This is a genomic window from Pseudonocardia sp. DSM 110487, assembly GCF_019468565.1.
Taxonomy (GTDB): domain Bacteria; phylum Actinomycetota; class Actinomycetes; order Mycobacteriales; family Pseudonocardiaceae; genus Pseudonocardia.
The window spans coordinates 1,211,636-1,234,452 of sequence record NZ_CP080521.1; the positions used below are offsets into that span (position 1 = coordinate 1,211,636).

The 22,817-nt window shown below is 72.2% G+C and carries 21 protein-coding genes; 14 read left to right on the forward strand and 7 right to left on the reverse strand.

The window, feature by feature from the left end:
* Nucleotides 1-42: 42 nt before the first annotated feature.
* Nucleotides 43-1,707, reverse strand: coding sequence for a DEAD/DEAH box helicase (locus K1T35_RS05780; protein ID WP_255621615.1), 1,665 nt, complete (start codon nucleotides 1,705-1,707; stop codon nucleotides 43-45).
* A gap of 398 nt (nucleotides 1,708-2,105) precedes the next feature.
* On the opposite strand from K1T35_RS05780, the gene K1T35_RS05785 reads away from it, so the two are divergent.
* Entirely contained in the window at nucleotides 2,106-2,774 is a 669-nt protein-coding gene (locus K1T35_RS05785) for a ferritin-like fold-containing protein (RefSeq protein ID WP_220259139.1), read from the forward strand.
* Between the two features lie 100 nt (nucleotides 2,775-2,874).
* Nucleotides 2,875-3,102 carry a DUF3107 domain-containing protein gene (locus tag K1T35_RS05790; RefSeq protein WP_220259140.1) on the forward strand — a complete coding sequence of 76 codons (228 nt, stop codon included), beginning with the start codon at nucleotides 2,875-2,877 and terminating at the stop codon, nucleotides 3,100-3,102.
* A gap of 67 nt (nucleotides 3,103-3,169) precedes the next feature.
* Here the strand turns inward: K1T35_RS05790 and K1T35_RS05795 are convergent, their stop codons facing one another.
* Together K1T35_RS05795 and K1T35_RS05800 are read right to left on the reverse strand one after the other, a co-directional pair.
* Nucleotides 3,170-3,493 carry a DUF4873 domain-containing protein gene (locus K1T35_RS05795; protein ID WP_220259141.1) on the reverse strand — a complete coding sequence of 108 codons (324 nt, stop codon included), beginning with the start codon at nucleotides 3,491-3,493 and terminating at the stop codon, nucleotides 3,170-3,172.
* A complete protein-coding gene (locus tag K1T35_RS05800) occupies nucleotides 3,486-4,166 on the reverse strand; it encodes a TetR family transcriptional regulator (RefSeq protein WP_255621616.1) in 681 nt (226 codons plus the stop codon). Before K1T35_RS05800 ends, K1T35_RS05795 begins: the two co-directional genes overlap by 8 nt.
* A gap of 59 nt (nucleotides 4,167-4,225) precedes the next feature.
* On the opposite strand from K1T35_RS05800, the gene K1T35_RS05805 reads away from it, so the two are divergent.
* The 4 genes from K1T35_RS05805 to K1T35_RS05820 all read left to right on the forward strand — a co-directional run bounded on the left by K1T35_RS05805 (nucleotide 4,226) and on the right by K1T35_RS05820 (nucleotide 7,852).
* Nucleotides 4,226-5,101, forward strand: coding sequence for an SDR family oxidoreductase (locus K1T35_RS05805; RefSeq protein WP_220259142.1), 876 nt, complete (start codon nucleotides 4,226-4,228; stop codon nucleotides 5,099-5,101).
* On the forward strand, nucleotides 5,098-5,991 hold the full coding sequence (locus tag K1T35_RS05810) for a diiron oxygenase (protein ID WP_220259143.1): 894 nt from the start codon (nucleotides 5,098-5,100) through the stop codon (nucleotides 5,989-5,991). The genes K1T35_RS05805 and K1T35_RS05810 overlap by 4 nt, the downstream gene beginning before the upstream one ends.
* A gap of 75 nt (nucleotides 5,992-6,066) precedes the next feature.
* Nucleotides 6,067-6,915, forward strand: a complete 849-nt coding sequence (locus K1T35_RS05815) for a type II CAAX endopeptidase family protein (protein ID WP_220259144.1) — start codon at nucleotides 6,067-6,069, stop codon at nucleotides 6,913-6,915.
* Between the two features lie 25 nt (nucleotides 6,916-6,940).
* Nucleotides 6,941-7,852 carry an alpha/beta fold hydrolase gene (locus K1T35_RS05820; protein ID WP_220259145.1) on the forward strand — a complete coding sequence of 304 codons (912 nt, stop codon included), beginning with the start codon at nucleotides 6,941-6,943 and terminating at the stop codon, nucleotides 7,850-7,852.
* A gap of 12 nt (nucleotides 7,853-7,864) precedes the next feature.
* Here the strand turns inward: K1T35_RS05820 and K1T35_RS05825 are convergent, their stop codons facing one another.
* Entirely contained in the window at nucleotides 7,865-8,062 is a 198-nt protein-coding gene (locus K1T35_RS05825) for a hypothetical protein (protein WP_220263326.1), read from the reverse strand.
* Nucleotide 8,063: 1 nt separating this feature from the next.
* Complete coding sequence (locus K1T35_RS05830; protein WP_220259146.1) at nucleotides 8,064-8,285, reverse strand: hypothetical protein; 222 nt, start codon at nucleotides 8,283-8,285, stop codon at nucleotides 8,064-8,066.
* 226 nt (nucleotides 8,286-8,511) lie between these two features.
* Between K1T35_RS05830 and K1T35_RS05835 the strand changes: the two genes are divergently transcribed.
* Complete coding sequence (locus tag K1T35_RS05835) at nucleotides 8,512-9,126, forward strand: ATP-dependent Clp protease proteolytic subunit (protein WP_220259147.1); 615 nt, start codon at nucleotides 8,512-8,514, stop codon at nucleotides 9,124-9,126.
* Nucleotides 9,127-9,140: 14 nt separating this feature from the next.
* On the forward strand, nucleotides 9,141-9,698 hold the full coding sequence (locus K1T35_RS05840) for an ATP-dependent Clp protease proteolytic subunit (protein WP_220259148.1): 558 nt from the start codon (nucleotides 9,141-9,143) through the stop codon (nucleotides 9,696-9,698).
* Between the two features lie 11 nt (nucleotides 9,699-9,709).
* Here the strand turns inward: K1T35_RS05840 and K1T35_RS05845 are convergent, their stop codons facing one another.
* On the reverse strand, nucleotides 9,710-10,333 hold the full coding sequence (locus tag K1T35_RS05845; RefSeq protein WP_220259149.1) for a TetR/AcrR family transcriptional regulator: 624 nt from the start codon (nucleotides 10,331-10,333) through the stop codon (nucleotides 9,710-9,712).
* Nucleotides 10,334-10,379: 46 nt separating this feature from the next.
* Complete coding sequence (locus K1T35_RS05850) at nucleotides 10,380-11,573, reverse strand: hypothetical protein (RefSeq protein WP_220259150.1); 1,194 nt, start codon at nucleotides 11,571-11,573, stop codon at nucleotides 10,380-10,382.
* Nucleotides 11,574-11,776: 203 nt separating this feature from the next.
* Here K1T35_RS05850 and K1T35_RS05855 point away from each other — a divergent pair, with 203 nt between their 5' ends.
* The 6 genes from K1T35_RS05855 to K1T35_RS05880 all read left to right on the forward strand — a co-directional run bounded on the left by K1T35_RS05855 (nucleotide 11,777) and on the right by K1T35_RS05880 (nucleotide 22,698).
* Entirely contained in the window at nucleotides 11,777-12,793 is a 1,017-nt protein-coding gene (locus K1T35_RS05855) for an alpha/beta fold hydrolase (protein ID WP_220262419.1), read from the forward strand.
* A gap of 49 nt (nucleotides 12,794-12,842) precedes the next feature.
* Complete coding sequence (gene moeZ / locus K1T35_RS05860; protein ID WP_220259151.1) at nucleotides 12,843-14,015, forward strand: adenylyltransferase/sulfurtransferase MoeZ; 1,173 nt, start codon at nucleotides 12,843-12,845, stop codon at nucleotides 14,013-14,015.
* A gap of 410 nt (nucleotides 14,016-14,425) precedes the next feature.
* Nucleotides 14,426-18,136 (forward strand): hypothetical protein, encoded by a 3,711-nt coding sequence (locus K1T35_RS05865; protein WP_220259152.1) that lies wholly within the window; start codon nucleotides 14,426-14,428, stop codon nucleotides 18,134-18,136.
* A 114-nt stretch (nucleotides 18,137-18,250) separates the two neighbouring features.
* The gene (locus K1T35_RS05870) at nucleotides 18,251-19,072 is read left to right on the forward strand and encodes a TIGR02569 family protein (protein ID WP_220259153.1); all 822 of its coding nucleotides are present in this window, start codon (nucleotides 18,251-18,253) and stop codon (nucleotides 19,070-19,072) included.
* Between the two features lie 210 nt (nucleotides 19,073-19,282).
* The gene (locus K1T35_RS05875; RefSeq protein ID WP_220262420.1) at nucleotides 19,283-20,629 is read left to right on the forward strand and encodes a NarK/NasA family nitrate transporter; all 1,347 of its coding nucleotides are present in this window, start codon (nucleotides 19,283-19,285) and stop codon (nucleotides 20,627-20,629) included.
* Nucleotides 20,626-22,698, forward strand: coding sequence for a molybdopterin oxidoreductase family protein (locus K1T35_RS05880; RefSeq protein WP_220259154.1), 2,073 nt, complete (start codon nucleotides 20,626-20,628; stop codon nucleotides 22,696-22,698). Before K1T35_RS05875 ends, K1T35_RS05880 begins: the two co-directional genes overlap by 4 nt.
* Nucleotides 22,699-22,817: the final 119 nt, after the last annotated feature.

A 22,817-nucleotide genomic window follows, 5' to 3' on the forward strand; every position in this document is an offset into this window, starting at 1 on the left:
CACGGATTTCGGGCGCCAACCCGGCCGCCCCGCGTGCGGTGCTCAGCTGGCGGCCGCGTCCTGCGCCTGCGACTCGCCGTCGCCCTCCGCGTTCCCGCGGCGTCGGGCACCGGCACCACCGCGGCGCCTGCGGCGCCTGCGGGCGCCCTCATCGGCCCGAGAAGCGGCACCGTTCTGATCCGCGTCGGGTCCGGTCTGCGGTGCCGCGGGGGCTTCGGTGCCCTGCTCGGAAGCTGTGGCCTCGGCGGTGACGCCCGATCCGCTGACCGTGATACCGCCCCGGCTGCGGGTGCGCACGCGTGGCCGGCGTGCCCGCGGGGCGACCACCTCGTCCTCGCCGCGCTGTGAGCCCGACTTGCGACGGCGCCGGCCGCCGTGGTCGCCCTCGGTATCGACGTATTCGGCATCCAGGCCCGCCCGGGTCCGCTTCGAACGCGGGAGCCTGCCCGTGGCGCTGGTGGGGATGCTCAGGTCGCCGTAGAGGTGGTCGGACGTGGAGTAGGTCTCGACCGGCTCGTCGAGGCCGAGGCTCAAATCGTCGCTGATCATCTTCCAGCGCGGGATCTCGTCCCAGTCGACGAGGGTGACGGCCACGCCTTCCTTGCCGGCACGGCCGGTGCGACCGATCCGGTGGACGTAGGTCTTGGAGTCCTCCGGGCACTGGTAGTTGATCACGTGTGTGACGTCGGTGACGTCGATGCCGCGGGCCGCGACGTCGGTGGCCACCAGTACGTCGACCTTGCCGGAGCGGAACGCCCGTAGCGCCTGCTCGCGCGCGCCCTGGCCCAGGTCACCGTGCACGGCGGCAGCTGCGAAGCCGCGCTCCGCGAGGTCGTCGGCCACCCGCTGCACCGTGCGCTTGGTGCGCGCGAAGATCATCGTGAGGCCGCGTTCGTCGGCCTGCAGCACGCGGGTGAGCAGCTCGACCTTGTCCATCGCGTGGGCGCGGTAGACCAGCTGCTGGGTGCGCTCGTGGATGGAACCCTGGTCGGACTCCTCCGCGCGGATGTGCGTGGGCCGGGTGAGGAACGTGCGGGACAGCTGGATGATCGGGCCGGGCATCGTGGCCGAGAAGAGCATCGTGTGGCGCTTCTCGGGCAGCATCCGCATGATCCGCTCGACGTCGGGCAGGAAGCCCAGGTCCAGCATCTCGTCGGCCTCGTCGAGCACGAGGGCCTTGACCCGGCCCAGCACGAGGTGGCGCTGTTCGGCCAGGTCGAGCAGGCGGCCGGGCGTGCCGACGACGACGTCGACGCCCTTGCGCAGGGCGGCGAGCTGGGGCTCGTATGCCCGGCCACCGTAGATGGCCGTGACCCGCACTCCGAGGTGCTTGCCTGCGTCGGCGATGTCCTTGGCGACCTGCACGCACAGCTCGCGCGTGGGCACCACGACGAGCGCCTGCGGGACGTCCTTGGTGCGGTCGGCCGCCTCGCCGTGCACGTCGGCGGCAGGCTGCTCGGACGGGGGCACGACGCGCTGCAGGAGCGGAACTCCGAAGCCGAGCGTCTTGCCCATGCCGGTGCGGGCCTGGCCGATGACGTCCTCGCCCGCGAGCGCCAGCGGGAGCGTGAGCTCCTGGATCGCGAACGTGCGCTCGATGCCGGCCTCTGCGAGCGCCTCGACGATCTCGGGCCGGACGCCGAGCTCGGCGAACGTGGGGGATTCGGGCCGGACCGGGGCTCCGGCCTGCAGGGGATGCGCCTCCACGACCTCGTCGGTCGGGTCGGCTGTGGGTGGGCTCTCGATAGCGCCGTTGTTTATTGAGGTGTCGCTTTCGACGGACAGGTTGATCGCCTCTCTCCGCGCACAGGAGCCCGAGGCCGGCTCGTCGACCACCGGCGCGGGGAGCGCTCAGATGGGAGAGCTGACGAGGCGCTGTACGCACATGTCGTTGCGGAGCCGACGCGCTCAGCACCGGCGACGCTCGTAGGCGCGCACCCGTCGTGGGCGCTGCGCTGGGCCCATCTTAGCGGTTCGAGGGCTCGTGCGCGCTACCGCGGGCGGTCGCGAGGGCCGTCCGGGCCAGCCGCCCCGTGGCACGGGCGCCATCGAACCGATCATCGTGACGTCGGTCACGGAGGCCGGGCGGGCATTAGGCTCGCGGCATGGTGACTGCGCGGGCGGTGGACAAGGCCGTCGCGGACCGGGCGACGGTCGATCTCCTCGGCGTGCTGGCGTACGGGGAGCTGTCGGCGTTCGACCGCCTTGCCGAGGATGCGCGGCACGCGCCGACCCTCGGCGGTCGTGCCGCCCTCTCCGCGATGGCGGCCGCCGAGATCGGGCATTTCCGGCTGCTCGAGAAGCACTTGGAAGGGCTCGGGGTGGGAGTCGAGGACGCCATGCGTCCGTTCGTCGCCCAGTGGGACGCCTACCACGCGTCCACGGCGCCGCGCAGCTGGCTCGAGTCGCTGGTCAAGGCGTACCTCGGCGACGGCCTCGCGGCGGACTTCTACCGCGAGATAGCCGGCTGGCTGCCCGGCCCCACCGGCGACCTGGTGCAACAGGTGCTCGCCGACACCGGCCACAGCGCGTTCGCCGAGCGCGAGGTGAAGGCGGCATGCGAGAGCGGGCGGCAGGTGCACGACCGGCTGGCCCTCTGGGGCCGCAGGCTGCTCGGTGAGGCGGTCACCCAGGCCCAGCAGATCGTGGCCGAGCGCGACGAGCTCGCCGAGTTCATCGTGTCCGGCTCCGGCGACCTGACCGGGATCGCCGCGTTGCTCAAACGCCTGCAGTCCAACCACGGCAAGCGGATGGCGAAACTCGGCTTGACGTAGTTCGCCCACGGCAGAGCGCCCACGCCCTCTCGCGGCCCCGCGCTCGGCTAGCCTGGGCCGCGCATTCCAGCTCGGACGAACGTGACCAGGAGGTCCACCGGTGGAGGTCAAGATCGGCATCGCGGAGAGCGCGCGCGAGCTCGTGGTGTCCAGCGACCAGACGCCGGACGAGGTCCAGGCCCTGGTCGACGATGCGCTCAAGGACGCGGACGGCCTGCTCCGCCTCGTCGACGACAAGGGTCGGCGCTACCTCGTCCGCGCCGCCCAGATCTCCTACGTGGAGATCGCCCCGGCCGCGGCAGGCCGCGTGGGCTTCGCGATCGGCTGACCTGCGGCTTTGCAGCTCGTGAGTGGATACGCGAGCTATGACGCGCGTATCCACTCACGAGGTCTCTTCAGTCCGTGAGATCCGGTTCGTCGATCCGGAACGGAGGGGTGCCGACGCCGGTCAGGCGGTAGCGGCCCCACGGGTCCACGTCGCCGATGCGGGCCTCTGCGCGCCCGGTCTCGGTGCGCAGTTCGACCGTGCCGCTCGAGATCTCCCGCTGACCGTCCTCGACCCGGACCCGGCCGAACCAGTGCAGGCGCCCGTCGTGCGGCTCGTGCCGGGCGTCCAGCCGCACCTGGACGGCGAGCTCCCGGCCGTCGACGGTGAGAACGGCAGGGCCGGTGTAGCCCTCGTCGTGGTCGTCATGATCAGGCGCGTCGTGTTCAGGCATGGTCGACCTCCGAGGCTGGCGCCGGGAACGGGGCCGGCCGGTCGGCCATCGCGATGACGCCCGAGATGCCGCCCCAGATGAGGGTGGTCAGGTAGTCGGTGAGCGCGGTGCGGCTCATCGTGCGGCGTTCGAGCCACCAGTCGCCCGCGCTCTGCACCATTCCCACGAGCCCCTGCGCCCACGCCTCCGCGCCGCCGGAGTCGAGGCCGAGCGCGCGCACCCGCTCGCCGATGATCATGGCGAGAAGGCGGGCGATCCGCTGGCGGGCATCCTCGACGATCTCGGCCCCCGCCTCCCGCTCGATCGGGTGGTGCACCACGAATCGCCACAGCTCCGGCTCGGCCTCGATGCCCGCGAGGAAGGCGTCGATGACGCCGCGGATGAGCTGGATGGGATCCCGGTTCGGGTCCATCTCGGGCGCCATCCGGTTGAGCAGCATCTCGGCGGCTTTCTCCCCGACCGCCCGCTGCAGGTCGGCGCGGTCGGTGAAGTGCCGGTAGAGCACCGGTTTGGTGATCCCGGCCGCCGCCGCGAGCTCCGCGACGGACACTCCTGGCCCGTGGGCGCGCACCGCCTCGATCGCGGCCTGCACCATCTCGGCCCTGCGTTCGGCTCGTCGCTGCTGCCGCTCTGCCGATATCCCCGGCTTGACACGGCGCTCATCAGGATGCACGGTACTTGTGGTAACAGTTACCGGCGGTAACACGCAAGTGTCGTCTGGAGGCTGGTTCGATGGCACGGACAGAGGCGTCCACCGGGACGCCCGGCCGGGTGCTCGTCACCGGAGCGGCAGGCGGCTTCGGTTCACCCACCCTGACGCGGCTGCGGGAGCAAGGCGCGCGGGTTGTGGGCCTCGACGTGGCCGGCGGCGCATACGAGAGCGGCGGCGTCCTCACCTGCGACATCACCGATACCACTGCCGTCGAGGCGGCCGTCGGCGAGGCGGTGCAGCGGCTGGGCGGGCTCGACGCGGTCGTGCACTACGCCGGCATCGGTATCCCGAACGACGCGGGCGGCCCGCTCGAGCCCGACGCGCTGCGCGTCATCGACGTCAACCTGCTCGGCGCGTGGCGCGTCACGGCGGCCGCGCTCCCGGCGCTGCTCGCGAGCCGGGCCGAGCGGGGCGGGCAGCGTGGACGCGCCGTCTTCGTCGCGAGCGAGCTCGCGTACGTCACGCTGCCTTTCGTCTCCGCCTACAGCGTCGCGAAGCGCGGGATGGCGGCCTACGCCGACGCACTGCGCCTGGAGTACGGCACGGAACTGCACGTCAGCACGGTCTACCCCGGCTACGTGCGCACGGGGATCCACGCCGCTGGGCGTGAGATCGGGCTGACGCTGGAGGGTCAGGTGCGCCGCGAGGAGGTCGAGGACGTCGTCGGCACCGTGCTGCGGACGCTCGCCGCCCCACGGCCTCCGCGCGACACCGCGTGCACCCGCGCCGGGAACCTCGAGCTGTGGGCAGGCCGCCACCTGCCGGGTGTTGTCGGTGCGGCCGCCGCTCGCCGGATCCGCAAGCAGGCCGCCGCGGGGCGGTTCGACGATTCGCCGCTCGCGGCCGGCCTCGTCGCACGATTGACCGGTCGCATCCCTGAGAGGAGCCCGCGATGAACGTCAAGACGGTGAACGACCGCGAGGCGACGGCGGAGCGGCTGCTCCGCTCGTCGCTGGACCACTCCTACGAGCCCAGCATCGACATCGACTGGGAGGCCCCGCTCTCCGACGGCACGTGGGGGATGCCACCGCACCGGGTCTCGCTCTACGGCACCGAGCTGTGGGATGGCCTCACCGAGGAGCAGCGGCGCACGCTGTCGGTGCACGAGGTCTGCAGCATCGCCCGCATCGGCCTGTGGTTCGAGATCATCCTCATGCAGATGCTGCTGCGCTACGCCTACGACCGCGACCCGCGCCGCCAGCACATCCAGTACGCCCTCACCGAGATCGCCGACGAGTGCCGGCACTCGATCATGTTCGCGAAGATGACCGAGCGGTACGGCGTGCCCGACTACGCACCACGGCGCATCACCCACGAGCTCGGGCGGTTCTTCAAGACCGTCGCCTACGGACCGGCGATGTTCGCGGGCACGCTCTTCGTGGAGGAGATCCTCGATCAGCTGCAGCGGGAGGCGATGCGCGACGACACCGTGCAGCCGCTCACCCGCATGGTCAACCGGATCCACGTGACCGAGGAGGCCCGGCACGTCCGCTACGCCCGCGAGGAGCTGACGCGGATCATGCCGAAGACGAACGCCGCGCAGCGCGCGCTCGCCCGTTACCTGTCGGCACGGGTGGCGTTCGTAGTAGCCCGCAACCTGATCCACCGCGACGTCTACAAGTCCGTGGGCATCGACCCGGCCGTCGGCCACAAGGTGGCACTGGCCAACCCGCACCACCAGGAGATGCTGCTCTGGTCGGCGCGCAAGCTGGTGCCGTTCCTGCGGGAGCAGAAGCTCATCGGCGGACCGAGCGAGGTGCTCTGGCGCAAGGCGCACCTCGTCTGATGACGACCGCGCGATCCGTCCCCGTCACCGTGGGAGATGTTGTCGCGCCTGCGTCTGTCCGGTCATGCTGGCGCGGTGAGCGCAGGTGCGACGACCCCCGGCAGTTTCGAGGGCCGGTCCGCCGAGCGACCTGCCTGGAACCGGCTGCTGGCCGCGGCGCTGGTGATGGTCTCCGCGGTCGCGTTGTTCGGCCTGCAGGAGCGGCTGATCGGGTACGCGCTGATCGTCGCGGGTCTGGTCGTCGCGGCGGTGGCGGACCGCGTGCTGCTGCGACACCTGATCCTCATCTCCGCGGGCCTCGTCGTCATCAGCACGATGTCGCTGGCTGCGGACCTGAGCAACGCAGGCATGGCCCGTTTCGCGATCACCCTGTCGACGGCGGTCGCCCTGCCCTACGCCCTTTCCCGGTGGTGGTATCGGGAGGACATCATCAAGTTTCCGGTCGGAACCGGAAAGCGGTGGAGCCGGTTCGAGTTCGGCTACCTGGCGCTGGTGGTCGTCGCGGGCTACCTGATCCTCCCGGTGTACTTCCTCGGCTCGGGCGCCTACCGGAACTGGCCCGACGTCTCCGGCGCCGATCAGATCATCCGGCTGTTCATCGGCGTCAATGGCGTCGGGCTGTGGGACGAGCTGTTCTTCATCTGCATCGTCTTCACCCTGCTCCGCCACCACTTCCCGTTATGGCAGGCGAACCTGCTGCAGTCCGTGGTGTTCGTCTCGTTCCTCTGGGAGCTGGGCTACCGCGGCTGGGGTCCGCTGCTCACGGTGCCCTTCGCCCTGCTGCAGGGCTACATCTTCCAGCGCACCCGGTCATTGCCGTACGTGGTCACCGTGCACCTGACCTTCGATGCCATCATCTTCGGCATCCTCGTGCACGCCTACAACCCCGCCCTGGCGGACATCTTCCTGACCGATCCCCGATAGCGAGCGAGAAGGCACGCCTCCTCACATGACCACCGCACGATCCGTCCCCGCGGCCGACGGCGTGCCGCTGCACGTCGAGCTGGACGGCCCGCAGGACGCACCCGTCACGGCCGTCCTGGTCCACGGTTGGACACTCGACCGGCGTGTCTGGAGACCGGTCACCAGGTCGCTCGCGACCGGCGCCTCACCGGTGCGCGTGGTGCGGCCCGACCACCGCGGCCACGGCCGCTCGGCGCCCGTCGACCCGGCCACGATGACGATCGACCAGCTCGCCGACGACCTCGCCGAGGTCGTCGCCGCGACGGCGCCCACGGGGCCGCTCGTGCTCGCCGGGCACTCGATGGGTGGCATGACCCTGATGGCGCTGGCCGAGCGCCATCCGCACGTGCTGGCGCGAGCGGTCGGGGTCGTACTGGTGGCCACGGCGAGCGGTGGGCTCGCCGAGCGGCCGTTCGGCCTGTCCCCGCCCGCGGCCGCGGTGTACCGCAGGGCGCAGCGGCGGATCGCCGCCACGAGAGAGTGGTCGCGGCGGGAGCAGCTCGGCGATCCGCGTCTCATCGCGCCCGCGATGCGGTGGCTGCTGCTCGGCGCGCGGCCGAGCCCGGAGGCCATCCGGATCACATGCGAGACGGTGGGTGGCTGCCGCCCGCTCACCGTGTCCGGGTTCCAGCCCACCCTCGAAGCCCATGAACGCGACGCGGCGCTCGCGGCGTTCGCGGACATCCCGACCGCCGTGCTCGTCGGGTCCCGCGACCGCCTCACGCCCGTGCGCGCGGCCCGCCGCATCGCCGACGCGGTGCCGTCGGCCAGCCTGACGATCTTCCCCGAGGCCGGGCACATGCTGCCCCTGGAGCGGGTGTCCGGGGTGGCGAGCCGGATCGCGGCGCTGGCTGCGGACGCTGCGGTCGAGCAGCCCTGGCAGCGCTGGACCGCCTGACCGGCACGCGCGTCACGCCACCCGGGCGGCCGCACGGCTCAGGATGGGTGCGGGGCGGCCCGCCAGGATGACGAGCGTCGCGCCGGCAGCGGCGAGACGGTCGCGGTGTTCGCGGATGTGGTGGTTGCAGAAGTGCAGCTCGCCTGCCGGCAGCTCGGCGCGGACGCGCGCGCGGGCCGGGCAGCGGTCGCAGTACGCCGTTGTCGTCATGTCACGCCGCCTCGATCAGCGCGCGGCCGGTGGCCGTCAGGTGGGCGGGGCCGGGTCGGGCGGCGATCAGACCGGCGTTCGTGAGCCTGCGGCCGACGAACTGGTCGCAGCACCCCAGCCCGTCGACGGAGAGGACGCCGATCGCGGAGACGGTGCAGCGCCCTGCGGCGACGGCGCGGAGGACGGCGCGGTCCCGGTAGCTGAGGTCGGTCGTGGTGGTCATCGTCTGCTCCCTTCCGGGCCTTGCGCGCTCCGTTCGGCGCGGTTGTAGGTGAGACCGCGCCCACATCCGGAACTCATCGCTCGCACGGAAAACCCGACTCGCACGCACCGCGACTCGCGGGGGTGTCCGCTCTCGGTGAACCCGGTTCGCCTGCCGCGAATCACGGGGTTTTCGCAGGTGCGACGCCGTTAGCGTCCGGGAGGTCCATGCCACCGGAGGTCACAGCATGCAGAGCGCGCAGGCCCGCTACGTCCTGCCGTCGTTCGTCGAGCGGACGAGCTACGGCTACCAGGAGTCCAATCCCTACAGCAAGCTGTTCGAGGGCCGGATCGTCTTCCTCGGCACGCAGATCGACGACGCGGCGGCCAACGACGTCATGGCCCAGCTGATCTGCCTCGAGTCGACGGAGCCCGACCGGCCGATCTCGATGTACATCAACTCGCCCGGCGGTTCGCTCACCGCGATGACGGCTATCTACGACACCATGCGCTACATCCGCCCGTCGGTGCACACGTACTGCCTCGGCCAGGCGGCGTCCGCGGCTGCGGTGCTGCTCGCGGCCGGAGCGCCGGGGCACCGGTCGGTGGTACCCAACTCCCGGGTGCTGATCCACCAGCCGAGCATCGATGTGATCCGCGGCCAGACCTCCGACCTGGAGATCTACGCGGCCGAGGTCTCCCGCCTCCGCCGACAGATGGAGGAGGCCCTCGCCGAGGGCACCGGCCAGACCGTGGAGCGCATCCACGCCGACATCGACCGCGACCTCGTCCTCACCGCGGGCGAGGCGGTCGAGTACGGGCTCGCCGACCACATCATCGAAAGCCGCAAGCTCCCCCGCTGAAGGAGACCCTGGACATGAGTGCACCCACCCTGGACGACACCGTCTACGACCGGCTGCTGCGCGAGCGCATCGTCGTGCTCGGCAAGGAGGTCGACGACGACGTCGCCACGAAGCTCGTCGCGCAGTTGCTCCTGCTCGCGGGCGAAGACCCGGCCGCGGACATCACGCTCTACATCAACTCGCCCGGCGGCTCGGTGACCGCCGGAATGGCGATATACGACACGATGCACACGATCGCGCCGGACGTCTCCACCATCGCCACGGGGATGGCCGCCTCGATGGGCCAGTTCCTGCTCACCGGGGGCGCGCCGGGCAAACGGTTCGCGCTGCCGCACTCCCAGGTGATGATGCACCAGCCGTCGGGAGGGGCGGGCGGGTCGGAGTCGGACATCGTGATCCGCGCCGGCATGCTGGCCAAGCTCAAGAAGCGGATCGCCGAGCTCACGGCCGAGCACTCCGGGCAGCCGGTGGAGCGGATCGAAGCCGACTTCGACCGGGACCGCTGGTTCAGCGCCCAGGAGGCCGCCGACTACGGCCTGATCGACGGGGTGCTGAGCAGGCCACCCCGCTGACCTGACCCCGGTCAGTCGTGGACGAGGGGGAAGCCGGCGAGGCCGCGCCACGCGAAGCCGGACATGAGGACGACGGCCTCGTCGCGGGGCACCTTCTGGTCGGAGTCGAGCCAGTACTGCGCGGCCACCTGGCTCAGCCCGACCAGCCCGACGGCCAGCAGCCGGGCGCGCGGGGTGTCGAGGCCTGCGTCGGCGGTGACGGCCGCGGCGACGGCGTCGATGCAGCGGTTGAGTGCCCCGTCGACGACGGCGGCGGCCTCCGGCTCGCCGCGCAGGTCGGACTCGAACACGAGCCGGTAGGCCTGCCCCTCGCCCGCGACGAAGTCGAAGTAGGCCGACACGGCCGCGTGGACGCGCTGCTCGTTGTCGGAGGTGCCGTCGATCGCCGCGGTGACGCGCTCCACGAGCTCGTCGGCGTACGTCGTGAGCAGCGCCCTGTAGAGCTCGAGCTTGCCCGGGAAGTGCTGGTAGAGCACCGGCTTGCTCACGCCTGCCCGCTCGGCGATGTCGTCCATCGCGGCTGCGTGGTAGCCGTGCGCCGCGAAGACGTCACGTGCGGCCAGGAGGAGCTGGGCCCTGCGCGCGTCGCGGGACAGGCGGGTGCCGCGGTGCACCGGTGCCGGCGCCTCGGTCATGCGGTTGCCCTCCGTCCATCCACCCGATCGGGTGCGGAAAGACACCTTACCCGTCGGTAGCGGCCCGCCGCTGCCGCCGCAGGCTGTTGATCGCGAGCACCGCCGCGCACGCCGCCGTCAGCGCTGCCGAAAGCGCAGGGCCGAGCAGGCCGGCGGCGGTCACGGGCAGCAGCACGGCGACGCACGCGAGCGAGCAGATGAGGTTCGTCCGCGTGACGGCGGCGGTGTGCCTCGCGATCCTGATCGCGTCCACGGCGGTGGCCAGGTCGCCGTGCTCGAGGGTGAAGGCGCGCCGGTGATCAGCGCCGGTGGGTGGGGTCAAGGGGATCGCCAGGTCGGCTACGTCGAGCGCGGCGCCGTACCGCGCGGATTCGGCGATCACGGCGACGGTCGGCCGGAGCTCCTGGACGAGTGGTGCCGCCTCTCCCGCGGTGACTCCGGCGAGCACGGCGTCGGGTGCGAGACCTGCACTCGCGGCCACAGCCTGCGCGAGAGGCGCAGGCTCTGCGGCGATGAGGACGGGCCGCACGCCGAGATTCCGCAGTCCGCGCACAGCGGCCGAGGTCGCGGGCGCCACGGATGGCCCGACCTCGAGCACTCCCCGCGCCACCCCGTCCCAGGCCACGGCGACCGGTACGCAACCGGTCGTCGTGGGTTGGGCGGGCGGATCGATGTCGTGCGCCGCGAGCAGCTCGGCGTCGCCCACGAGCACGGCGTGGGCGATCACCCGCTGCTCCTCGCCGGGAGCTCCCACGACCTCCGCCACGATGCCGCGCGCGCCCAGGTCGTCCACCGGGTCGAACTCGGCCACGCCGGGCAGCCGCGGTGTCGCTGCCGCGATCGCGCGATCGATCGGCCGGTCGGATTCCTGAGCCACCGCACCGGCCATGCGCAGCACCTCGACGCTCTCGACCCCGTCGGCCGCGTGCACGGCGCGCACCGCGAGGTCGCCGTTGGTGAGGGTGCTCGCGCCGGCGAGCACGACCGTGTCGACGTGCCGTGCGGTCGTGAGCGCGTCCGCACCGGAGATCAGTACGCCGAGCCGGGCCGCCCGCTCGGTGCCGATCATGCGTGGCAGCCGCGTCGCCATGCGCAGGACGCAGGGCACTGCAACCACGAGCACGGCGAGCGTGGCGCCGAGTGCCTCCAGGATCGATCCTCCGGTGGCCAGCCGGAAGACGAACACGGCCATCGCCACCGTGCCGACCAGGTCTGCCGCCGCGTACTCCAACCGATCCACGGTCGCGGCAGCTCCCTCGTCGTTCCGACGAAGGCAGCTGGACGGCCGGTACGGGTGATCCTGCACTGCTGTGATCACGATCCGCCTCCTCCCAGGGGTACAACGGGCGTCGGGAGCGGTGATGACGGCCACTCACACGTGCGTGGCCCGCCCACGGCAGGTGGCCGCATCGGCATCGCCGGGTCATCCTCGGAGGGGTGAGCATCGCCCTGCCGTTCGTTCGTCCACTACTGACGCGCGCCCGCCGGCCGCAGGCGGTGCCGGTGGGGCCACCTCCTTTGGCGGACCCGGCCACGCTCCCGGCGCACGATCCGCACCAGGCCGCGTGGCCGGGCGGCGAGGTCACCTCCGGCGGCGTCACGCTGCACGTGCGGGAGACGCCCGGCCCGCAGGACACCCCGGCCGTGTACGTCCACGGTCTGTCCGGCTCGGCCACGAACTGGACGGACCTCGCCGCGATGCTCGCCACCCGCGCCGGCGGTACCGCGGTCGACCTGCCCGGGTTCGGGCGCTCCCGGCCACTCCTGTCGCGGGACTACTCGCCCGCCGGGCACGCCGACGCCCTGCTCTGCTTCCTCGCCGGTCGCGGCCGTCCGGTGCACCTGCTGGGCAACTCGTTCGGCGGCGCCGTCGCACTCACCGTTGCCGCCCGCAGGCCCGAGCTGGTCCGCACGCTCACCCTCGTGTCACCCGCGATGCCCGACCTGCGTCCCGACCCGCGGCGTGTGTCCGACCCGAAGCTGCTGCTCGCGCTGCTGCCCCTGATCGGGAAGCGGGCCAGATCCGAGCTCGCCGCGATGGACCCGCGCACGCGCGCCGAGCAGGTCGTGCGGCTCTGCTTCGGCGATCCGACGATCGCCATGGAGCACCGGGTGGCCGAGGCGGCCGCCGAGTTCGCCGCGCGGGCCCGCCTGGCCTGGGCCCAGGAGGCCGCGGAGCGCACCGGGAAGGCGATGGTCGCGGGATGGCTGCGTGGTGAGTCGCTGTGGTCGGTGGCGGCCCGCGTGCAGGCTCCTACCCTGGTGGTGTGGGGCGAGCGCGACCGGCTCGTCGCGCCGCGACTGGCGGGCCGCACCGCCGCGGCGCTGCGGCACTCCCGGCTGTTGGTGTTGCCCGGTGTGGGGCATGTCGCTCAGATCGAGGCGCCCGGGACGGTGGCGCGCGCCGTCGCGGGCATGTGGGATGCGGTCGAGGCGGGGACCTGGGAAGAACCCGGGTGAACGCGACGTTCCCACCAGGAGTCAGTACGTCGATGCGAGGAGCTTGATCATGGCGCTACCGCCGCTCGTGGAGCCGGCCGCCACCCTGTCCAAGGAGGAGGTCGAGCGATACAGCCGGCACCTCATCATCCCGGACGTGGGCATGGCGGGGCAGAAGCGGCTGAAGAACGCGAAGGTGCTGGTGGTCGGCGCCGGTGGCCTCGGGAGCCCGGCCCTGCTCTACCTCGCGGCCGCGGGCGTCGGCACGCTCGGCATCGTCGAGTTCGACGTGGTCGACGAGTCCAACCTGCAGCGTCAGATCATCCACGGGCAGTCGGACGTCGGCCGGTCGAAGGCCGAGTCGGCGCGGGACTCCATCAAGGAGATCAACCCGTTCGTCGAGGTGCGGCTGCACGAGACCCGGCTCGACTCGTCGAACGTCCTCGACGTCTTCCGCGACTACGACCTCATCCTCGACGGCACCGACAACTTCGCCACCCGCTACCTGGTGAACGACGCGGCGGTGCTGCTCGGCAAGCCGTACGTGTGGGGCTCGATCTTCCGGTTCGAGGGCCAGGCGTCGGTCTTCTGGGAGGACGCCCCTAACGGCAAGGGCCTCAACTACCGCGACCTCTACCCCGAGCCGCCGCCGCCCGGGATGGTGCCCTCGTGCGCGGAGGGCGGCGTGCTGGGCGTCCTGTGCGCGTCGATCGGCTCGATCATGGTGAACGAGGCCATCAAGCTGATCACGGGCATCGGTGAGCCGCTTCTGGGCCGTCTGATGGTCTACGACGCCCTCGAGATGAGCTACCGCACGATCAAGATCCGCAAGGACCCGAGCACGCCCAAGATCACCGAGCTCATCGACTACGAGGCGTTCTGCGGTGTGGTGTCCGACGACGCGCAGCAGGCCGCCGCGGGCAGCACGATCACCGCGCTCGAGCTCAAGGAGATGATCGACGCGGGCAAGGACTTCGAGCTGATCGACGTCCGGGAACAGAACGAGTACGAGATCGTCAGCATCCCCGGCGCGAAGCTGATCCCGAAGGACCGCATCCTGTCCGGCGAGGCGCTCGCGGAGATCCCGCAGGACAAGCCCGTCGTGCTCCATTGCAAGTCCGGTGCGCGCTCCGCCGAGGCGCTCGCGGTGCTGCACCGCGCCGGGTTCAAGGACGCCGTGCACGTCGGTGGCGGCGTGTTGTCGTGGGTCAAGCAGGTCGACCCCTCGCAGCCCGTGTACTGAGCGCAACACCTGGCTCCGCGCGACGGCGCCCCGTCCGACACCTGGTCGGAGGGGCGCCGTCGTCGTTTCCGTGTGCATTCGTCCTTACCGATGCAAGGACGAATGCCGCTGGCACGGGTGGTGGCGCCCGAATGGCCCAATCGGAGCACATGTGATCACTTAACGTGATCATCTTCCCGCTTTTGTGTTCGTCGAACGGAGCAGTGACACCCGGACGAGTGCCGAGTAGCGTTCCGGAGCCGGAAGATCAAGACGGATCTGCGGGACCGTGGTGTCGGGGTGCGCCACGGCGCACATCACGGTCACCCGGCGGAACTTCCGAGTACGGACATGCCTTCCGTCACCCGGCGATGGGGGTCGCACTGGTGGACGACAACGCGAGACGTTGTGCCCTTCCGGGGTGCAACGAGGTGATCGAGGACATCCCCGGTCGTCCGCCTCGTCGGTACTGCACGGCCGCCCACCGGGCGGCCGCTCGGCAGGCCCGCCGGGCGGCAGCGCAGGCCGGCCATGACGCACGCCTTGCGGCGGCACTTCCGTGGCTACTCGAGCCACCGGACGAGCCGGAGGCGCCGCCCGTCCCGCACGGCGTGCGGGAGCAGCGGGCCCTCGTCGAGGCGCGCCGGGTCGAGCGCGCCTCGCGGACCGCGGCCACGCGCGGCCGCGCCGGCACGGCCGCGATTGGTGGGAGGCGGCGCACCTTGGCGGTGTTCGGTGCCGCAGGCATCCTCGCCGCCACGTACGTCTTCACCGCGTCCGAGCCGATCGCCCCACCGCCTGCCACGGCCCCGGTCCCACCCGGCGTCGACCCGCGCACGGAGTGGCTCGCGCACGCCCAGATCGCCCTCACCTCGCTCGACAGCCAGCTCGACACGCTCGTGCAGACCGAGCGGGCGTGGTCCAGCCTGCCGCCAGAACGGCGCACGATCACCCCACCTGAGGTGGAGGACCTCCAGGCGCGCAAGGCCCTGCTGGAACGGCGGAAGGCCACGCTGCAGTCCCAGATCGACACCTACCGCACGCTCGACCGCGCCCGAACCGATCTCCAGAGCACCGAACGCCACCTGCAGGCGGTCGAGCAGGCGCTCGCGGCCGCGCCGACCGGTCGGCGCGGCCCCGAGCAGTCCTCGGAACTCGCCGCGCTCGACGAGCAGCGCGACCTGCGCTTGCGCCAGAGGGAGGCGAGGCGCAATGAGCTGGAGGACCTCGAACAGGGCGTCGACAACGCCGTTCGCACCCCGCTTCCCGACGACGACGAGGAAACCGAGGAGGTGCGAGAGCGCGTCCTCGACGTGGTCGAGCACGGCGACTCCGACGACGAGTCGGACGAGGGGCGCTCCGATGACTCCGACGGCGCGGAGAACTCCGAAGGGGACGACCAGTCCGAGCGCGACGAGTCCGATCGTGGGGAGTCCGACCGGTCGGACCGCGACGAGTCCCGCGACAACGAGGACGAGGGCAATCCCCTGCCGGACCTTCCGGACGTCGTTGCCCGTGACGAGCGCGAGGACCAGGAGCGGCAGGACACGTCGAACGGGGCGCCGCCGGACCCGCGCGGGCCCGGCGACGAGTCCTCGGAACACGACGACGACCCGGAGACCCAGGCCGGCCAGGACGGGCCGGACGTCCGTGCCGACGGCGGCCCGCTCGCGGACGCCCTCGACTCGCTGGGCGACGCACTCGCCGATGGCCCGGGTGACGACCGTGCTGACGAGGGTCGGCCTCCGGCCGGTGGCACCCCCGGGACGGGTGGCGGTGAGGATCGGGATCAGGGCGGTCGCGAGCAGCGCGACACCCCTGGTGACGAGCCGAGCGGCCCGGTCGGTGAGGCGCTCGGCGGCGACGGAGGTCGCCCCGGCGGCGAGGAGGCGGGGGAGCGCGAGGGGCCTGGTGGAGGTGGTCCGGGTGGGCCTTCCGGCGACGCGCCCGGGTCTGCGGGTCAGGAGCCCGGTGGTCAGGATCGGGATCGGTCGGGCGGGCCGGGTGCTCGCGGCGGTCAGGAACAGGGCGGCGGGGAGGATCGTGAGCCGGGCGGCCCGGTCGGTGGGGCCCTCGATTCGCTGGGTGAGGCGCTCGGTGGCGACGGGGGTCGCCCCGGCGGCGAGGAGGCGGGGGAGCGCGAGGGGCCTGGTGGAGGTGGTCCGGGTGGGCCTTCCGGCGACGCGCCCGGGTCTGCGGGTCAGGAGCCCGGTGGTCAGGATCGGGATCGGTCGGGCGGGCCGGGTGCTCCCGGCGGTCAGGAACAGGGCGGCGGGGAGAACGAAGGCTCGGAGCGTGGGCCGATCGGTGGTGCCCTCGACTCGCTGGGTGACACCCTCGGCGGTGGCCGGGACGACTCGGACACCGGTGGTGAGGCGCGGGAGCGGCCGGGGCCGGGTTCAGGCGGAGACACGCCTGACGCGTCCGGTGGCGGCGCGGATCGGGAGGACCGGGACAGCGGTAGCGGTGCCGGCGCTGAGCCGGGCGGTGGCCCGTCGCGGGGCGGTGTTCTCGGCTCGGTCGGCGGCATCCTCGGCGGTGAGGACGGGTCGGACAGCGGTGGCGGGGACGACCGCACCGCCGACGACAGCGGCGACAGCGGCGGCGACGGCGGCGACGACGGCGGCGGCGGAGGAGGCGGCGGCGACGGAGAGGGCTCCGGCGGACCGCTGCGTGGCCTCTTCGGCGGTGGCGCCGATCGGGACGACGCAGGCGACGACTCGGACGGCGGCGACGACAGCCGCAGCGAGCGCGGCAGCGGGTCCGACAGCAAGCCGAGTGGGGGCGGAACCGATCGCGGCGGCAGCGGGGCCGATGACGACGGTGGCAGAGACGACCAGGGCTCATCGGGGCCGGAACGTGGGGTCACCGGCGTCGTCGAGGCCGTCGGCGAGTCGCTGACCGGGAACGACGACCGTGAGGACGACCGTGGCGGGCCGTCGGACGGCGGGCGCGACAACGCGAGCGAGCGCGTCGACAGCGACCGCGCGTCCGCCCGGGAGAGCGACCGGTCCGGCGACGAATCGAACGGCGAGCGCGCCACCCGCTCGGGCGACGAGCCCAACAGGGGCGACTCGGAATCCGAGGACTCGTCCGACTCGGCGAGCTCCGAGGACGTCGAGCGGGCAGGTCGGGTCCTCGAGGCGCTCGGGGCCTCGGGCCTCGGCTCCCTGCTGGCGGCGGCGGCCGAGGCGAACGAGTCCGATGGCGACTCCGACGAGGAATCGGGCCGGGAATCACGGTCCGACTCGGACGCCGAGACCGACCGCGAGAACTCCGACCGCGAGTCCGATGGTGACGCTCCGGATCGGGAGTCCGCGGAAGACGACTCGTCGGGTGAATCGTCCGACCGCGAGTCCGAGTCCGGCGACCTGAGCGGTTGGGACGAGGACGACCTCGAGGCGGCCGTCTGGGAGGCGATCGCGAGCGACGACTCCTCGGACCGGGATTCCTCGGACCGGGACTCCGACCGGGACTCCGACGCGGAAGGTTCCGAGGACCGGTCGAACCGTGATTCCTCGGAGCGCGACTCCGACGAGAGCTCCGACCGCGAGAACCGTTCGGAGGGTGCAGCCGAGCGGGAGTCCGACGGCCGGTCGGACGAGGACAGCTCGGACCGGGACTCCGAGAACCGCTCCGGCGAGGAAGCCGACCAGGAATCGGAGCGGAATTCCGACCGGGACTCGTACTCGCAGGACGACGCCGACAGGGAGTCGGACGCCGACGAGGACCGCGATGCCGGCAGCGACTCGGAGCGGAGCTCGGACGACGACTCGGACCGGGAATCCGACCGGCGTGCCGACGACTCGGACGGGGACTCGGATCGGAACTCCGACGACGACTCCGACCGCAAATCCGAGGACCGCGAATCGGAGGACCGCGAATCGGAGGACCGCGAGTCCGGCGACCGCGAATCCGACCAAGGGGACGAGGACCGCGGAGACTCCGACGACCGCGGAGACTCCGACGACCGCGGCGGCGATGACGACGGTGGTGACTCCGACGACGGTGACTCCGGCGACGACGGCGGCGACGGTGGGGATGACGACGGCGGCGACGACGGTGGGGATGACGGCGGGGGAGATGACGGCGGGGGAGATGACGGTGGCGGAGACGGCGGCGGCGACGGGGGTGACGACTGAGATGACGACGGCGAGTGATCATCCGGCGGCCCCGCCGCCCGATCGCGCGGCACCGCGACGCGCCCCCGCGTGGCACACCGGGACGGCGCCACGGCGCAGGTAGCGTGCGATGCCGTGACCGCTGCGCCCGTCCTGCCGCCCGCAGGGACCACCTTGCCCGCGCACGTTCGCACCGCGTTCGGGGTGAACGACGTCGAGCCACGCGCGGTGGTCTGGGCCGGCAGGCGGGCATGGCATTGCGGCGACGTGCTCGTCCGCCCGGTGCCGGACAACGTCGTCGCGGCCTGGTCAGCGGCCGTCCTCGACGGGCTCCAGGCCGACGGAGTGCGCGTCGCCCGCCCGGTGCGCTCGTCCGACGGTCGCTGGGTGGTGGGCGGCTGGGCCGCGTGCCGCTTCATCCCCGGCTACGTCGAACCCCGCTACGACGAGGTGGTCGAGGCGTCCATCCGGCTGCACGCCGCCACCGCGAGCGTCTCCCGGCCGCGGCTCCTCGACGACCGTGACGACCTGGTCGTCCGGTCGGCGGCCGGAGCGTTCGGCGAGCGGCGGCTGACGCTCGACCCGGCCACGGGTGGGGAGCTGTACTCGCAGCTCGCCGAGTTCCGCAAGCCCGTGCAGCTGACACCACAGCTCGTGCACCCCGAGCTCTTCGGCGCCGTCCTGTTCGACGAGCACGGCGTGCCGTCGGTGATCGACCTCGTTCCGTGCTGGCGCCCGCCGCAGTGGGCGGCCGCCGTGATCGTCGTCGACGCGCTGGCATGGGGCGGCGCCGACGAGGAGCTGCCGCAGCGGTGGACGCACCTCGAGGAATGGCCGCAGATGCTGCTGCGGGCCCTGCTGCACCGCGTCGCGCTGCACGCGCAGCACTCCGACGCCACCCCGCGGACGCTGGCCGGCCTGCAGCGGGCGGCGGGCGCCATCGGGCCGCTCCTGTAGGCGCCGTTCCTGTAGTTGCCGCTCCTGCAGGCGCCGCTCCTGCAGCCAGAGCCTCACCCCGGACACGCCGCCTCGGTGAGGCCGGCTTTGCGTCCCTGTCACATCGAACCGACGGGCCGGTAACGGGCCGTGCATAACGTCGCGCCGGACCGACCAACCAGGAGGACCGGCGTGACGACGACCGCACCCGACGCAGCCCCCGCGCGTTCCATGCTCCGCGGGCGTTGGATCGACCACTGGGATCCCGAGGACTCGGGCTTCTGGGAGCGCACCGGCGCGAAGGTCGCGAACCGCAACCTGTGGTTCTCGATCTTCTCAGAGCACATCGGTTTCTCGATCTGGACGATGTGGTCGGTCCTCGTGCTCTTCATGGGGCCGGAGTACGGCATCGACGCGGCGGGGAAGTTCTTCCTGGTCGCGGTGCCGACGCTGGTGGGATCGATCCTGCGTCTGCCCTACACGATGGCGCCTGCCCGTTTCGGCGGCCGCAACTGGACGATCGCGAGCGCCGCCCTGCTGCTGATCCCGACGATTCTCGCCGCGATCGTCATGCAGCCCGGCACTCCCTACTGGGTGTTCGTTCTCGTCGCCGCCGTCGGGGGACTCGGTGGCGGGAACTTCGCCTCGTCCATGGCGAACATCAACGCCTTCTACCCGGAGGCGAGGAAGGGCTGGGCACTGGGACTGAACGCCGGCGGGGGGAACATCGGCGTTCCGGTCATCCAGCTGGTCGGCCTGCTGATCATTGCGACGGCGGGCGCAGGCGCCCCGCGGATCCTGCTCGGCGTCTACATCCCGCTGATCGTCGTGGCCGCCGTCTTCGCCGCGATCAAGATGGACAACCTCACCTCGATGCGCAACGACACGGGGGCCTTCAAGGAGGCGTACCGGGAGTCGCAGACCTGGGTGATGTCGTTCCTCTACATCGGCACGTTCGGCTCGTTCATCGGCTACAGCTTCGCCTTCGGGCTCGTGCTGCAGAACCAGTTCGGCCGCACCCCGCTGCAGGCCGCCGCCGTGACGTTCATCGGTCCGCTCCTCGGCTCCCTGATCCGGCCCGTCGGCGGGTGGCTCGCCGACAAGTACGGCGGCGCGAAGATCACGTTCTACAACTTCATCGCGATGGGAGTCTCCGCCCTCGTGGTGCTCGCGGCGTCGGCCATGGACTCGCTGATGCTGTACACGGTCGGCTTCGTGCTGCTGTTCGTGTTCAGCGGCGTCGGCAACGGGTCCACCTACAAGATGATCCCGGCGATCTTCCGGGGTCAGGCCCGCATCGCGGTCGAGACGGGGGCATCGGAGCCGGAGGCGGCGTACCTGCGGGCGCGGCGCGTCTCCGGCGCGGTCATCGGCATCGCGGGAGCGATCGGCGCGCTCGGCGGCCTGTTCATCAACCTGGCGTTCCGCCAGTCGTTCATGACCGCGCAGTCCGGTGACCCCGCGTTCTGGTCCTTCCTCGCCTTCTACGTGGTGTGCATCGCGGTGACCTACGTCGTCTACCTGCGTCCGGTCCCCGCCGAGGCCACGCACCCGCGTGTGGCGTACGCGCACGTATGACGCTCGCGGCCACCCCGACGACGAGGGTTGCGACCCACTGCCCGTACTGCGCACTGCAGTGCGGGCAGTGGGTCGACGGCCGCGGGGACGTCGACGGCAGGGAGTTCCCCACCAACCGCGGCGGGCTGTGCCAGAAGGGCTGGACGTCGGGCAGCCTCCTGGCCCACCCCGAGCGGTTGACCACCCCGCTGATGCGCGCGTCGCGCTCGGCCCCGTTCGACGCGGTGAGCTGGGATGCGGCGCTCGGGCACGTCGCCTCCCGGCTCCGTGAGCTGCAGGCCGAGCACGGCCCGGACGCCGTCGCCGTCTTCGGCGCCGGTGGCCTCACGAACGAGAAGGCCTACCTGCTCGGCAAGTTCGCGCGCGTCGGCCTCGGCACGTCGCAGATCGACTACAACGGCCGGTTCTGCATGTCGTCCGCGGCCGCGGCCGGAAACCGCGCTTTCGGGATCGACCGCGGGCTGCCGTTCCCCGTCACCGACCTCGATGACGCGGAGGTCGTGCTGCTCGCGGGCGCGAACATCGCGGAGACGATGCCACCGCTGATGGGCCACCTCGGCGGTGCCCGGCTCGTGGTGGTGGATCCGCGCCGCACGCCGACGGCGGAGCGGGCGCTGGCCTCGGGCGGGCTGCACCTGCAGCCGGTGCCCGGCACCGACCTCGTGCTGGCGCTGGGCATGCTGCACGCCGCCGTGGTCGACGGGCACATCGACGCCGACTACGTGGCCGAGCGCACCAGTGGCTTCGACGACGCCTGGCGGGTGGCGGCCCAGTGGTGGCCCGAGCGCGCGGAGCGCGTGTGCGGGGTTCCGGCGTCGGACATGCGCAGGGCCGTCGAGTGGCTCGCCACGACGTCGCGGCGGTACGTCCTCACCGCGCGCGGAGCCGAGCAGCACGCCCACGGCGTCGACACGGTCACCTCCTGGATCAACCTCGCCCTCGCGCTCGGGCTGCCGGGCGGGCCGGGCTCGGGCTTCGGAACCATCACCGGTCAGGGGAACGGGCAGGGCGGGCGCGAGCACGGACAGAAGTCCGACCAGCTGCCGGGGTACCGCTCGATCAGCGATCCGGACGCCCGGGCGCACGTCGCGGGCGTCTGGGGCGTGGATCCGGACAGCCTGCCCGGTCCAGGGCGCAGTGCCACCGAGCTGCTCGCCGCGCTCGGACGCCGTGATGGGCCCAAGGCGCTGCTCGTATTCGGCTCGAACGTGCTCGTGTCGGCGCCGCACGCGAACGCGGTGGCCGAGCGGATCGCGGCGCTGGACCTGCTGGTCGTCGCCGACGTCCTGCCCGGCGAGACCGCGATGGCCGCCGACGTCGTGCTGCCCGTGGCCCAATGGGCCGAGGAGGAGGGCACGATGACCAACCTCGAAGGCCGGGTGCTGCGCAGGCGCCGGGCGATGCAACCCCCGGATGGGGTGCGCACCGACCTCGAGGTGGTCTCCGGGCTGGCCGACCGGCTCGGCGTCGCGGGCTTCCCCGCCGAGCCCCGTGCGGTGTTCGACGAGCTGCGCGCGGCCTCCGCGGGCGGGATCGCCGACTACGCCGGCATCAGCTACGACCGGCTCGACGCGGGCGAGGCGCTGCACTGGCCCTGCCCCGCGCCCGACCATCCCGGCACGCCGCGACTGTTCACAGAGCGGTTCGCCCACGCCGACGGCAGGGCCCGTCTCATCCCGGTCGACCACACTCCGTCGGCCGAGCTGCCCGATCCCGATCACCCGCTGCGAGCCACGACCGGGCGGGTGCTCGTGCACTACCAGTCGGGCGCGCAGACCCGCCGGGTGGCCGAGCTCTCCGCTGTGGCGCCCGAATCGTTCGTGGAGGTCCATCCGGACACCGCGGCCCGCGCCGGGCTCACCGACGGCGACTGGGCCCGCGTGGTCTCCCGCCGCGGCACCGCCGAGGCGCGCGTGCGGTGCGTGCCGAGCATGCGGCTGGACACGGTGTTCCTGCCGTTCCATTTCGGCGGCGAGCAGGCCGCCAACCTGGTGACCAACCCGGCCCTCGACCCGATCAGCCGGATGCCGGAGTTCAAGGTGAGCGCGGTGCGCCTGGAACCGGCGTAGGCGGCAGAGGTCTACGTCACACAACTGAGCGGCCCATTGCGGCAAAGCCACTTTCATGCAGCTAGCCGGCATGAAGGTGGCTTTGCTGCAACTGGGGGAGGCGCGGCTCACGCTCACGG